Annotated in this window: 12 protein-coding genes; all 12 read left to right on the top strand. The window is 66.0% G+C overall.

Features of this window, described 5'->3' with window-relative positions:
- Positions 1 to 157: 157 nt before the first annotated feature.
- The 12 genes from tssB (at position 158) to ABQJ56_RS06005 (ending at position 13328) form a co-directional block, all read left to right on the top strand.
- On the top strand, positions 158 to 676 hold the full coding sequence (gene tssB, locus ABQJ56_RS06065; protein WP_367844096.1) for a type VI secretion system contractile sheath small subunit: 519 nt from the start codon (positions 158 to 160) through the stop codon (positions 674 to 676).
- 3 nt (positions 677 to 679) lie between these two features.
- Positions 680 to 2173: a type VI secretion system contractile sheath large subunit gene (tssC, locus tag ABQJ56_RS06060; RefSeq protein WP_367844095.1), complete on the top strand. Its 1494-nt coding sequence runs from the start codon at positions 680 to 682 to the stop codon at positions 2171 to 2173.
- A gap of 208 nt (positions 2174 to 2381) precedes the next feature.
- Positions 2382 to 2885, top strand: coding sequence for an Hcp family type VI secretion system effector (locus ABQJ56_RS06055; protein ID WP_367844094.1), 504 nt, complete (start codon positions 2382 to 2384; stop codon positions 2883 to 2885).
- Positions 2886 to 2938: 53 nt separating this feature from the next.
- Positions 2939 to 3736, top strand: coding sequence for a type VI secretion system accessory protein TagJ (locus ABQJ56_RS06050; protein ID WP_367844093.1), 798 nt, complete (start codon positions 2939 to 2941; stop codon positions 3734 to 3736).
- Positions 3737 to 3752: 16 nt separating this feature from the next.
- Positions 3753 to 4253 carry a type VI secretion system baseplate subunit TssE gene (tssE, locus tag ABQJ56_RS06045; protein ID WP_367844092.1) on the top strand — a complete coding sequence of 167 codons (501 nt, stop codon included), beginning with the start codon at positions 3753 to 3755 and terminating at the stop codon, positions 4251 to 4253.
- 69 nt (positions 4254 to 4322) lie between these two features.
- Entirely contained in the window at positions 4323 to 6206 is a 1884-nt protein-coding gene (gene tssF / locus ABQJ56_RS06040) for a type VI secretion system baseplate subunit TssF (RefSeq protein WP_367844091.1), read from the top strand.
- On the top strand, positions 6170 to 7207 hold the full coding sequence (gene tssG / locus ABQJ56_RS06035) for a type VI secretion system baseplate subunit TssG (RefSeq protein ID WP_367844090.1): 1038 nt from the start codon (positions 6170 to 6172) through the stop codon (positions 7205 to 7207). Before tssF ends, tssG begins: the two co-directional genes overlap by 37 nt.
- A 12-nt stretch (positions 7208 to 7219) precedes the next feature.
- Positions 7220 to 7399: a hypothetical protein gene (locus tag ABQJ56_RS06030; RefSeq protein WP_367844089.1), complete on the top strand. Its 180-nt coding sequence runs from the start codon at positions 7220 to 7222 to the stop codon at positions 7397 to 7399.
- Between the two features lie 4 nt (positions 7400 to 7403).
- Entirely contained in the window at positions 7404 to 10142 is a 2739-nt protein-coding gene (gene tssH / locus ABQJ56_RS06025; RefSeq protein ID WP_367844088.1) for a type VI secretion system ATPase TssH, read from the top strand.
- A gap of 295 nt (positions 10143 to 10437) precedes the next feature.
- Complete coding sequence (locus ABQJ56_RS06020; RefSeq protein WP_367844087.1) at positions 10438 to 11319, top strand: M35 family metallo-endopeptidase; 882 nt, start codon at positions 10438 to 10440, stop codon at positions 11317 to 11319.
- Between the two features lie 439 nt (positions 11320 to 11758).
- A complete protein-coding gene (locus ABQJ56_RS06010) occupies positions 11759 to 13006 on the top strand; it encodes a hypothetical protein (protein WP_367844086.1) in 1248 nt (415 codons plus the stop codon).
- 25 nt (positions 13007 to 13031) lie between these two features.
- Positions 13032 to 13328 (top strand): PAAR domain-containing protein, encoded by a 297-nt coding sequence (locus ABQJ56_RS06005; protein WP_367844085.1) that lies wholly within the window; start codon positions 13032 to 13034, stop codon positions 13326 to 13328.
- Position 13329 lies beyond the last annotated feature (1 nt).

The following is a 13329-nucleotide window of genomic DNA, read 5'->3' as shown; positions in this document are numbered from 1 at the left end:
AGAGGAAAACTCGGCGGCGTTCGTCCCGGGATCAGGCTCGGCGGGGAACCGGGGCGTGCGAGGCCATCGCGCGTCTTCTTCTTCCCCGCAGCAGTTCGCGTGCACGGCAAGCCGACACCTTGCAATCAGGCAGTACCTACGTCCCGGGAGACATCGCATGGCCAAGCAGAGCAGTCAGAAGTTCATCGCGCGAAACCGCGCGCCGCGGGTGCAGATCGAGTACGACGTCGAGGTCTACGGTGCCCAGAAGAAGGTGCAGGTGCCGTTCGTGATGGGCGTGATGTCGGACCTGTCCGGTACCAACAACGCCGAGTTGCCGCCGATCGAGGAGCGCAAGGCGCTGGAGATCGACGTGGACAATTTCGACAGCCGCCTGCAGTCGATGAAGCCGCGCGTCTCCTTCGCCGTGCCGAACACGCTCACCGGCGAGGGCAATCTCAGCGTCGACATCACCTTCGAGAGCATGGACGACTTCTCGCCCGCGGCGGTGGCCCGCAAGGTGGGGGCGGTGGCCAAGCTGCTGGAGGCGCGCACCCAGCTCGCCAACCTCGGCACCTACATGGACGGCAAGGCCGGCGCAGAGAAGCTGATCTCGCAGGCCATCAACGATCCGGCGCTGCTGCAGTCGCTGGTGTCCGCAGCCAAGCCCGGCGACGCCGGCAAGGACGGGGAGTAAGCCATGGCAACCGAGAAACTGGCCGAACAGGGCGGCGAAGCCCAGACCCTGGTACCCGACGATTTTGCCGCGCTGCTCAGCAAGGAATTCAAGCCCAAGAGCGACCGCGCCAAGGAAGAGGTGGAATCCGCTGTCCGCACGCTCGCCGAACAGGTGCTGAACAAGGCCGACATCGTCTCCGACGACGTCACCCAGACCATCAACGCCTATGTGGCCGAGCTGGACCGCAAGATCAGCGAACAGCTCAACCTGGTCATGCACCACGAGGATTTCCAGAAGCTGGAAAGCGCCTGGCGCGGGCTGCACTACCTGGTCAACAACACCGAGACCGACACGCAGCTGAAGATCCGCGTGATGAACATCTCCAAGAAGGAGCTGGGCAAGACGCTGAAGCGCTACAAGGGCACGGCGTGGGACCAGAGCCCGATCTTCAAGAAGATGTACGAGGAAGAGTACGGCCAGCTCGGCGGCGAGCCCTACGGCTGCCTGGTCGGCGACTACTACTTCGACCACAGCCCGCCCGACGTGGAACTGCTGGGCGGCATCGCGCAGGTGGCCGCGGCCGCGCACGCGCCGTTCATCGCCTCGGCCAACCACACCCTGATGGGCATGGACAACTGGAACGAGCTGGCCAATCCACGCGATCTGGCGAAGATCTTCTCCACGCCGGAATACGCCTCCTGGCGTTCGCTGCGCGAATCGGACGACGCCAAGTACCTCGGGCTGGCGATGCCGCGCACGCTGGCGCGCCTGCCCTACGGCGCCAAGACCGATCCGGTGGAGGAGTTCGATTTCGAGGAGGACACCTCGGGCGCCGACTCGTCCAAGTACACGTGGCAGAACGCCGCCTACGCCATGGCGGTGAACATCAACCGCTCGTTCAAGGAATACGGCTGGTGCTCGCGTATCCGCGGCATCGAGTCGGGCGGTGCGGTGGAAGGCCTGCCGGTGCACACCTTCCCCAGCGACGACGGTGGCGTGGACATGAAGTGCCCCACCGAGATCGCGATCACCGACCGCCGCTCGGCCGAGCTGGACAAGATGGGCCTGATGCCGCTGGTGCATCGCAAGAACTCGGACATGGCCGCGTTCATCAGTGCACAGTCGCTGGCCAAGCCGGAGGAGTACGACGATCCGGATGCCACGGCCAACGCAGCGCTGAGCTGCCGCTTGCCGTATCTGTTCGCGGCCAGCCGTTTTGCGCACTACCTGAAGTGCATCGTGCGCGACAAGATCGGTTCGTTCTCCAGCCGCGAGTCGATGCAGAACTGGCTGACCAACTGGATCATGCAGTACGTCGACGGCGATCCGACCAACTCCAGCGAGCAGACCAAGGCACGCAAGCCGCTGTCGGCGGCGGAGGTAGTGGTGGAGGAAGTGGAAGGGGCGCCGGGGTATTACACCTCGAAGTTCTACCTCAAGCCGCACTACCAGCTGGAAGGCCTCACCGTGTCGCTGCGACTGGTGTCGCGGCTGCCGTCGGCGGCCAAGGCCTGACGAACGCGGGGTCCGGGCGCGGCCGCCGCAGGCGGTCGCGCCAGTGCCGGGCGACAGGATGTGTGCCGGCACCGTCTGGCAACGGCGGAAACACGTGACATCGTCTGGACGACTTCACGGGGAAGTGGCGACAACTACGTTGCAACCGGCAATGGCGCAGCCCGGCCGGGTGGGTCAATTCATCAACAGGTGATCGAGGAGAAGGTTCATGGCATTCGACATGCACATCAAGTTCGGCTCGGGCAAGGTCGAGATCAAGGGGGCGTCCAACCACAAGAAGCACAAGGGCGAGGTGCCGATCCTGGCGTGGTCGTGGGGCGTCAGCAACACCGGCGACCTGCACACCGGCGCGGGCGCGGCCAGTGGCGGCAAGGCGCACGTGCAGGACATCTCCATCACCAAGTACGTGGACGGCTGCTCCAACGCGCTGCTCAATGCCTGTTGCACCGGCGGCCGCGTGGAGAACGCCTGGCTGTACGTCACCAACGCCACCGGCGAGCAGACCGACTTCCTCACCATCGAGCTCTCCGAGGGCGTGCTGGTCACCTCGGTGTCAACCGGCGGCAGCGGCGGCGAGGACAAGCTCACCGAGAACATCACCCTGCACTTCGGCAAGTTCAAGTACTCGTTCCAGCCGCAGGACGACAAGGGCGGCAAGGATGGCGGCACCAAGGACTTCACCTACGACATCCAGCAGGTGGCCAGCGCCTGAGCCTGATCGGCCCCTTGCAGTTCCTCGTTCCACCAACCCTCCACGAGCCGGGTGTGTGCATGACCCCAGAGAACATGCTGAAAGAAGGCCGGTTGGACGAGGCGCTGCAAGGGCTGACCGCGCAGGTGCGCGGCAATCCTGCCGATGCGAAGGCGCGGGTGTTCCTGTTCCAGCTGCTGGCCGTGCTGGGACAGTGGGAGCGGGCGCACAACCAGCTCAAGGTGAGCGGCGAGCTGGATCCGCTCAACACGCTCATGGTGGAGGCCTACAGCCGCGCCCTGGCCGGCGAACTGGAGCGGCAGCAGGTGATGGCCGGCACGCGCTCGCCGATGGTGATCGGCGAGCCCGCGCAGTGGCTGGCGCTGCTGCTGCAGTCGCTGAAGCTGCAGGCCGGGGACCGGCACGCGCAGGCGCAACCCCTGCGCGAGCAGGCCTTCGAGCAGGCCGAAGCGGTGGGCGGCGAGATCGACGGCACGCCGTTCGAGTGGATCGCCGATGCCGACTCGCGCTTCGGGCCGTGCCTGGAGATGATCGTCAACGGCGGCTACGCCTGGGTGCCGTTCACGCGCCTGAAGAAACTGGTGTTCGAGGCGCCTTCCGACCTGCGCGACAAGGTGTGGGCGCCGGTGCGGGTGACCTGGAGCAACGGCGGCGAGGCGGTGGGTTTCGTGCCCAGCCGCTACCCCGGTTCCGAACGCGCGCCGGACAGCGAGCTGGTGCTGGCGCGGCGCACCGACTGGACCGACCTCGGCGGCGAATGCTTCGCCGGCGCCGGCCAGCGCATGCTGGCCACCGATGCCGGCGACTATCCGCTGCTGGACGTCCGCAGCATCGTCTTCAACGCGGCCTGAGCGGGAACCGGACGCCATGGCCGAGCTGACCACCCAGGAACGGCTGCAGCCCTCGCTGCTCGACCGCCTCACCGACGACGAGCCGGGCAAGGCCGACGAGAGCCGCGAGAAGCGGGTGATCTCGGCCACGCGCCTGCGCGATTGCGTGACGCGCGACATGTCCTGGCTGCTCAACTGCGTGAACCTCGGCGGAGACGCGCTGGCGGACTACCCGGAGGTGGCGAGCTCGGTGCTCAACTTCGGCATCCCCGACCTCACCGGCGCGGCGTTGTCCGGCGTCAAGGCCGACGTGCTGCAGCGCCAGGTGCGTGACGCCATCCTCGCGTTCGAGCCGCGGCTGACGCCCGGCACCCTGCAGGTCACCGTGAAGGCGGATACCCAGCGCATGGACCGCCAGTCGCTGGTGTTCAACATCGCCTCGGAGATGTGGGCCCAGCCGATCCCGCTGAACCTCTACCTCAAGACCGAGGTGGACCTGGAGACCGGGCGGTTCAATGTGTCGGAGAGCTTCGGCTGAAAGCCTTCCCATGATCCTCGCGCATCCCCTCAACCCGAACACCGATGGATTCATGGGCAGGCCCTGACCATGGACCCGCGCCTGCTCCGCTACTACAACCGCGAGCTGCAGCACGTCCGCGAGATGGGCGCCGAGTTCGCGCGCGAGTACCCCAAGATCGCCGGTCGCCTCGGCATGGAAGGCTTCGAGTGCGCCGACCCCTACGTGGAGCGCCTGCTGGAGGGTTTCGCCTTCCTCGCCGCGCGCATCCAGTTGAAGCTCGACGCGCAGCACCCGGTGTTCACCCAGCACCTGCTGGAGATGATCTATCCGCACTACCTGGCGCCGGTGCCCTCCATGGCGGTGGTGCAGCTGAACCCCGACACCAAGGAAAGCGCGCTGGCCACCGGCCCCGTGGTGGCGCGGCAGACCGCCCTGCGCGGCCTCACTGGCCATGACGAGCGCACCGCCTGCGAATACCGCACCGCGCACGACGTCGCCCTGTGGCCGCTGGAACTGGCCGAGGCCAAGTATTTCGAGACGCCCGCCGCGCTCGCCGCCGCCGGCGTGCCGCTGCCGACGGACCGCACCGTGCGCGCCGGCCTGCGGTTGAAGTTCACTGTCACCGCCGGCGCGCAGGCGAACATGCTGGCACTGGACGAGCTGCCGCTGTTCATCGCCGGCGCCGACGAATTGCCCAAGCGCCTGTACGAGCAACTGCTCGGCAACGCGGTGGGCTATCTTGTGCGCACACCGGGTGCGGGCGGCCTGGTCAGCGAGTTCTTCGACGGCGGCTGCATCCGCGACAAGGGCTTTGCCGACGACGAGGCCCTGCTGCCGTACACCGACCGCTCGTTCAGCGGCTACCGCCTGCTGCAGGAATACTTCGCCTGCCCGGAGCGTTTCCTGTTCGCGGTGTTCACCGGGCTGCGGCAGGTGCTGGCGCGTTCGGCGGCCTGCGAGTTCGAGATCGTGACGCTGTTCGACCGCAGCGTGAGCCGCCTGCACAACGCGGTGGACGCGGGCAACTTCCGGCTGTTCTGCACGCCGGCGATCAACCTGTTCCCGCGCCGCGCCGACCGCATCCACCTGCAGCAGGGGCGCACCGAATACCACATCCTGGCCGACCGCAGCCGGCCGATGGATTTCGAGATCCACAGCGTTTCCGACGTGGAAGGCTTCGGCGACCGCCAGGAGCCGGAGCAGCGCTTCCAGCCGTTCTACGGCAGCGACGAGCGCACCTGGCACAGCGGCGCGGCCGCGTTCCACACCATCCGCCGCGAGCCGCGCCTGCTGTCCTCGCGCCAGCGCCTGCAGGGCGCGCGCTCCAGCTACGTGGGCAGCGAGGTGTTCATCTCGCTGGTCGACGCCAACGACGCGCCCTATGCCACGCAGCTGCGGCAGATCGGCATGCGCCTGTTGTGCACCAACCGCGACCTGCCGCTGCAGATGCCGGTGGGCAAGTCGCGTACCGATTTCACCCTGGACACCGGTGCGCCGGTGGCCTCGATCCGCTGCGTGGCCGGCCCCACCAAGCCGCGTGCACCGACGGCGAACGGCGAAACCGCATGGCGGCTGATCAGCCACCTGCAACTGAACTACGTCTCGCTGCTGGGCGACAGCGGCGAGGAGGGCGCATCCGCGCTGCGCGAGATGCTCACGCTGTACAGCGACGAATTCGACGCCAGCGCGCGGCGCCAGATCGAGGGCGTGAAGGCCGTTGCGGCGCAGCCGGTGGTGCGGCGCATCCCGGTGCCGGGGCCGATCAGCTTCGGCCGCGGGCTGGAGATCACGCTGACCTGCGACGACGGCGCCTTCGAGGGCACCGGCGCCTTCCTGCTCGGCGCGGTGATGCAGCACTTCTTCGCGCGGCACGTCTCGGTGAACTCCTTCACCGAGACGGTGCTGCGCACCCTGGAACGCAACGAGGTGGCCCGATGGCCGGCCCGACTCGGCAAGCGCCAGATCCTGTAGCGCCGGCTCGCGTGGAGCTCGAGCTTGCGCTGCGCGAGCAGCCGGAGGGCTTCGAGTTCTTCGAGGCGCTGCGCCGGCTCGAGTGTGCGCATCCGGAGCGGCCGCGGCTGGGCGAATCCGCCAAGCCGGCGGAGGATGCCGTGCGCCTGTGCCATACGCCTTCGCTGGCGTTCTCGCCGCGCGCGGTGGACCGCTACGAGCCCGCCGCCGATGGCCGGCCGGCCCGGCTGCACGGCTTGTTCCTGGGGCTGTTCGGGCCGAACGCACCGTTGCCGCTGCACCTCACCGAATACGCCATCGATCGCCGGCGCAACGCGAAGGATTCCACCCTGGTCGCGTTCGCCGACATCTTCCACCACCGCATGCTGAGCCTGTTCTACCGCGCCTGGGCCAGCGCGCAGCCCACCGTGCAGCTCGACCGCCCGGACGAGGACCGTTTCCGCCTGTACATGGGCGCGCTGGTGGGTCTGTCCACGCGCGGCCTCGATGCGCGCGATGCCTTGCCCGACCAGTACAAGCGCTTCTTCGCCGGGCGGCTGGTGGCGCAGGCGCGCAACGCCGAAGGGCTGCGCGGCCTGCTGGAACATTTCTTCCGCATCCCCGTGCGCGTGCTGGAGTTCGTGGCGAGCTGGATGCGCCTGCCGCACGAGGCGCACCTGCGCCTGGGCGCCTCGCCCGAGGTGGCCGGACTGGGCCGCACCGCGGTGCTGGGCGAATCCGTGTGGGGTTCGCAGCAGCGCTTCCGCCTGCGCCTGGGGCCGCTCACCCGCGCGCAGTTCAACAACTTCCTGCCCGGCGGCGAGGCGCTGCGCCAGCTGGTGGCGGCGGTGAAGACCTACGTGGGCGAGGAGAAGGCCTGGGACGTGCAGCTGGTGCTGCAGCGTGCCGAGGTACCGACCATGAAGCTGGGCCAGTCGGGGCGCATGGGGCTTTCCACCTGGATCGGCGAGCCGCGCCGGGACGCCGATGCGGACCACGTGATTCTGCGGCCGGTGGGCTAGGGCGTGATCCACATGAATACCGCGACCCACATGCATGCGTCATTCCGGCGAAAGCCGGAATCCGGCGACTGGATATCACCGAAGACACTGGATTCCGGCTTTCGCCGGAATGACGAAATCACATCATCGCTTTCCGAATTCCATTCCATCGATGCCGCGCAGACGCCGGCAGCGGAACCACTTCAGGGGTAGATCCATGGCAGAGATCAGTCGCAGCGCGTTGTTCGGCAAGCTCAACAAGCTGGCGTACCGGGGCATCGAGAGCGCCACCGTGTTCTGCAAGTTGCGCGGCAACCCGTACGTGGAGCTGGTGCACTGGATCCACCAGATCCTGCAGCTGCAGGACTCGGACCTGCATCGCATCGTCAAGCAGTTCAACCTCAACCCGTCGAACCTGGCGCGCGACGTCACCGATGCGCTGGACCGGCTGCCGCGCGGCTCCACCAGCATCTCTGACCTCTCCAGCGACGTGGAGGAAGCCGTCGAGCGTGGCTGGGTGTTCGCCACCCTGATGTTCGGCGAGGCGCAGGTGCGCACCGGCTACCTGATGGTGGGCGTGCTGCGTCTGCGCCACCTGCGCAACACGCTGCTCGGTGTCTCGAAGGAGTTCGAGAAGATCAAGCCGGAAACCCTGGTCGACAAGTTCGCCGAGGTGGTGGCCGGTTCGCCCGAGGACGGCCAGAGCGCCAGCGACGGCTTCAAGCTGGGCGGCGGCGCCGCGCCGGGCGAGGCCAGCGGCGCGATGGGTCCGGCGCAGATGGGCAAGCAGGAGGCGCTGCGCCAGTTCACCGTGGACCTCACCGAGCAGGCCCGCAACGGCAAGATCGACCCCATCGTGGGCCGCGACGAGGAAATCCGCCAGGTGGTGGACATCCTGATGCGCCGCCGCCAGAACAACCCGATGCTGGTGGGCGAGGCCGGCGTGGGCAAGACCGCGGTGGTCGAGGGCTTCGCGCTGCGCATCGCGCGCGGCGACGTGCCGCCGCAGCTCAAGGACGTGGAGCTGCGCACACTCGACGTGGGCCTGCTGCAGGCCGGCGCCAGCATGAAGGGCGAGTTCGAGAACCGCCTGCGCCAGGTGATCGAGGAAGTGCAGTCCTCGCCGAAGCCCATCATCCTGTTCATCGACGAGGCGCATACCCTGGTCGGCGCGGGCGGCGCGGCCGGCACCGGCGATGCCGCCAACCTGCTGAAGCCTGCGCTGGCGCGCGGCAACCTGCGCACCGTAGGCGCCACCACCTGGGCCGAATACAAGAAGCACATCGAGAAGGACCCCGCGCTCACCCGCCGCTTCCAGACCGTATTGGTGGAAGAGCCCAGCGAGGAGAAGGGCATCCTGATGATGCGCGGCGTGGCCAGCGTGATGGAAAAGCACCACCGCGTGCAGATCCTCGACGAGGCGCTGGAGGCGGCGGTGAAGCTGTCGCACCGCTACATCCCCGCGCGCCAGCTGCCCGACAAGGCAGTGAGCCTGCTCGACACCGCCTGCGCCCGCGTGGCGATCAGCCAGCACGCCGTGCCGCCCGAGGTGGACGACACCCGCAAGCGCATCGAGGCGCTGGAAACCGAGCTGGCGATCATCGCCCGCGAAAAGAGCGTGGGCGTGGAAGTGGCCGAGCGCGAGGCCAACGCCAACGAGCGGCTCGCCACGCAGCAGGCGCGGCTGGAAAAGCTCGAAGCCGACTGGCAGGCCGAGAAGGCCCTGGTCGTGCAGATCCTGGCCCTGCGCGCCAGGCTGCGCGGCGACGTGGCGCCGGTGGAAGGCACCGGCAGCAAGCTGGAAGCGGCCGCCAATGCCGAGGCCGAAGCCTCCCCCGAAGTGCCCGCAGGCCTCAGCGACTCCGAACGCGCCACCACGCTGGAGCAGCTCAAGGGCCTGCAGGCGCAACTGGCCGAACTGCAGGGTGAGCATCCGCTGATCCTGCCCACCGTGGACTACACCGCGGTCGGCTCGGTGGTGGCCGACTGGACCGGCATCCCGGTCGGCCGCATGGTGCGCAGCGAACTCGAAACCGTGATGAACCTGGCCTCGATCATGGGCAAGCGCGTGATCGGCCAGGACCACGCGATGGAGATGATCGCCAAGCGCATCCAGACCAGCCGAGCCGGCCTCGACAACCCCAACAAGCCGATCGGCGTGTTCATGCTCGCCGGCACCTCCGGCGTGGGCAAGACCGAGACCGCGCTGGCGCTGGCCGAGGCGCTGTACGGCGGCGAGCAGAACCTCATCACCATCAACATGAGCGAGTTCCAGGAGGCGCACACCGTCTCCACGCTCAAGGGCGCGCCCCCCGGCTACGTGGGCTACGGCGAAGGCGGCGTGCTCACCGAAGCCGTGCGCCGCAAGCCGTACTCCGTGGTGCTGCTGGACGAGGTGGAGAAGGCCCACCCCGACGTGCACGAGATCTTCTTCCAGGTGTTCGACAAGGGCGTGATGGAAGACGGTGAGGGCCGCTCCATCAATTTCAAGAATTGCCTGATCCTGCTCACCACCAATGCAGGCACCGACCTGATCGCCGGCCTGTGCAAGGACCCGGAGCTGATGCCGGAACCCGAGGGCATCGCCAAGGCACTGCGCGACCCTCTGCTCAAGGTGTTTCCGCCTGCGTTGCTGGGACGCCTGGTGACGATTCCGTATTACCCGCTGAGCGAAACGATGCTGGGCGAGATCGTGAAGCTGCAGCTGGGCCGCATCAAGAAACGCATCGAGGCGCGCTACAGGATTCCCTTCGACTACGACGACGAGGTGGTGAAGCTGGTCGTGTCGCGTTGCACGGAGAGCGAATCGGGCGGGCGGATGATCGACGCGATCCTGACCAACACCATGCTGCCCGATGTTTCGCGCGAGTTCCTCAACCGCATGATCGCGGGTGCTGCGGTGACGGGGGTAAAGGTTGGGGCAGGTAGCGGGGAGTTTACGTACGCCTTTGCCTGAGCTTTCGGGATTGTGGCGAATTGATCGCAACGACATGGGCTCTCATCGCTTTGCCCCTGCGCCGAACAAGAAGGTTTTGGAGGACATGGTTGTGACCGTCTCATACCGAAACTACCAGGACAGCCGCATCAAGAGGAAACGGGGTCGGAAACGGGGTCGGGTTCACTTATTCTTGGGTGCTTCCTGGCTGGATAGAAGTAACTAAACCTGATCCCGTTGGCATGGGTGAGGTGTTGGATCATAAGCGGTGAACCTGGCCCGTTTCTGAATCTAGTTTCTGTGAGGAGTGATTCGAATGGCTGCTGTCAGATATACATGTGGATATTGCAACAAAAGTTCGTTTTCACAGAATAATTATCTTGGCCTCTGTAGCGGATGTGCCAAGAAAGGTGATGCCATCCGTTCTTTACGCGTGCGAACCATTTCGCCGCCGGCGACGCTCGTTGCCGTGCCGGGTGAATCTTTAGTCACAAAGCGTGGACTGGCGTCGGATACGACCGCTGTGCCGGTTATCTACGTAGTGGAATTTGGTGACAATCGGCAGGCCGTGGCCAAAAGTAGCGCAAACGTTTTTCTTTGGTGTGCCGATCCAGGGGAATTGAGGAAGTTCGTCAAGGCTGCGAAAGAGATGGTTCAAGCGGCGGCGGCCGGCTTCGGCACGGATAGTGTTCATCGCATCACCTGGTTTGGAGCCGAGTCCAACACCAGGAAGTGGGCCGCCATTGGTGTCAAACTTAATGACCTAAATAATTATCTTCAGAACACCTTGGCAACAGTAAAGTTCGCCTGCACTTATGGAGATGGCATAGCTGCTATTGATCCGACCAAATTCAATAGCAGTTCTGCATCAGTAACTGTTCTTTTGGATCGCGGATTTTGCTGGCGTCGATTCAGCGACGGAGAAATTATTTGTTCGATTATTCACGAATTCACCCATATCATCTGTGGTACCACCGACGAAAAGATAGGTACGGTCGATCAGTATGGCCTTACCAAATGTCAGGCGTTGGCAACGTCCGATCCGGATAAGGCGTGGAAAAACGCCGACAACTGGGCTTACTACATTTGCGAATATAGAACGAGTGCTACCGATCGAGCCACAATCGACTGGACATGTCTTGACAGCGTCTCATTTGCTGCAAGATCGCCGCTAGGGCCGGGTATGCCTCCTCCGTAGGTTGAAAGCGGTCGGAGTCTGAGTGTGAACTGGCCCGGGCTTGACGGGCGCCTTTGAGCAGGAACATTCCCCGGGAGGTGTCAGATGGTCAAGCGGCAAAGCGATGCATGACACGAATTGCCCGGCGATTGCGCATTGGGAAGAGTGAGGAGTCCCCATGCACCATGCAGCCAGCGGCCCGTCTTGCCGGCATGCCTGCCTGCTCGACCGGTGCCCCGCGGCCCGGTGCCGCATGTGGGTGGTCCGCTCGGTGCGGCTGGCGCGCCCAGCGGGTTGATCGGCGGCTGGCCGGCAACGCGCGTGAGCGACATGGCAGTGTGCGTGGGGCCGCCGACAGCATCATCCGTGAAACAGGGCCACGCCTGCTTTCCGGGGATGCTGCCTGGGTCGGTTTGCGTAATCGAATGAAAATCTCTTTTCCGGGAGCTCGAGCATTTCCATGTCCACGATACCTAGCCATGCTGTCTGGATGAGCCAGACCGAGCTGCGCATGAAGCCGCGCAGTTCCGAGTTGAAGAAGCTGGACGAGGCGATCAAGGCGCATGATCTGGCAAAGACGCCGGACAAGGTCAAGGTGGTGCGGCAGGCGCTGGCCGCGTGGAAACGCGCGAAGGGCGACGGCTGGAAGATGAGCGAGCGCAACAAGGCGCCGAACTTCCCGTTCACCAACCTCAGCAAGGCTGTCTACGTCGACCTCAAGCTGCCGCCGGACGAAGTGGCGGCGCTGAAGTTCTGGGACGACTCGCGGCGCCGGAAGCTGCAGACCCTGTTCGAAGGCAAGCGCGTGGTGTTGCGCGTGGTGGACAGCTTTGCGCAGCTGCAGATGGCCCACCGGGACCTCACCGAGGCCGTGCAGGGCGCCAAGGCAACGGGTACCGGCGCGGTCAAGGCGGCGTTGCAGCCGGAGGTGAGGCAGGCTGTCAACGACATGTTCGGCACGCAGATCGCGACGCTGAAGGATTTCGCGGCGCAGGCGGTCGCCGAGACCGGGACGGCCGGAATCATCCAGGCGATCGACCACGTGGCCAGCATGCTGCCGATCATCAGCCTGGTGGCGGATGGCGGCAAGATGCTCTCGCAATGGGGGATGGCCATCTACAAGGGTTACAAGCAGTACGAAACATCCACGCACGGCTTCGCCATCGCCAGCGGCGACCCGGCGGCGGCGTTCGCCGCGGTGCAGACCTTGCTGGCCCGGGAAACGGCGAACCAGGTCGCGAAGGCTTCGATCACTTCGGCGGCGTTTGCCGCGAACACCGCCCTGCATGCGGCGAAGGGGGCGGGCGCGGTGCTGGCGCCAGCGGTGGGGGCGGCCAAGGCGGCGGCGAACGCGGCACGCGTCATCGCCAAGTTTGCCATCGAGTTCCGCGAGACCGTGATGGTCAACAAGGTGCTGAAGAACCCCGAGCTGCTGGATCTGCAGGCGTTCAAGACCTGCCCGTTGCTGGGCGCCTACATGCTGGTGTGCTCGGATACCTCGGATCTGGTGGCCATGCTGTTCGACGAGTTCGGCCAGGCCGGCTGGATGGAAGACATAGAGGTGCTGATCAGGAAACATATCCACCCGGTACAGGATCGTGCGGCAGACCTGGTGCAGGGCTCGCCCTTCGTCATCAGCGGCGTGCCGATCCACAGGCCGCTGCGTTCCACGTTGAGCGTGGGCGGCATGCTCAGCAACTTTCTTTGAACCGCATCGAGCCAGGGAGCGTCCCATGCAACCCGCCGCCCGCCTCACCGACATGCACGTCTGCCCCATGGTCACGCCCGGGGTTCCGCCCATCCCGCACGTGGGCGGGCCCATCGTGTCGCCCGGCGCGCCCACGGTGCTGATCGGCGGCCTGCCGGCGGCGCGGCTGGGCGACATGGCGGTGTGCGTGGGGCCGCCGGACAGCATCGTGATGGGCTCGCCCACGGTGCTGATCGGCGGGCAGCCCGCCGCGCGGCTCGGCGATTCCTGCGCCCACGGCGGCACGATCGTGCTGGGCTGCTTCACCGTGCTGATCGCGTGAG

Origin of the sequence: Rhodanobacter geophilus, assembly GCF_040812275.1 — a bacterium.
Taxonomy (GTDB): Bacteria; Pseudomonadota; Gammaproteobacteria; order Xanthomonadales; family Rhodanobacteraceae; genus Rhodanobacter_A; species Rhodanobacter_A geophilus.
The sequence above is the reverse complement of the archived record's forward strand: the minus strand, read 5'-3'. Positions and strand labels throughout refer to the sequence as shown.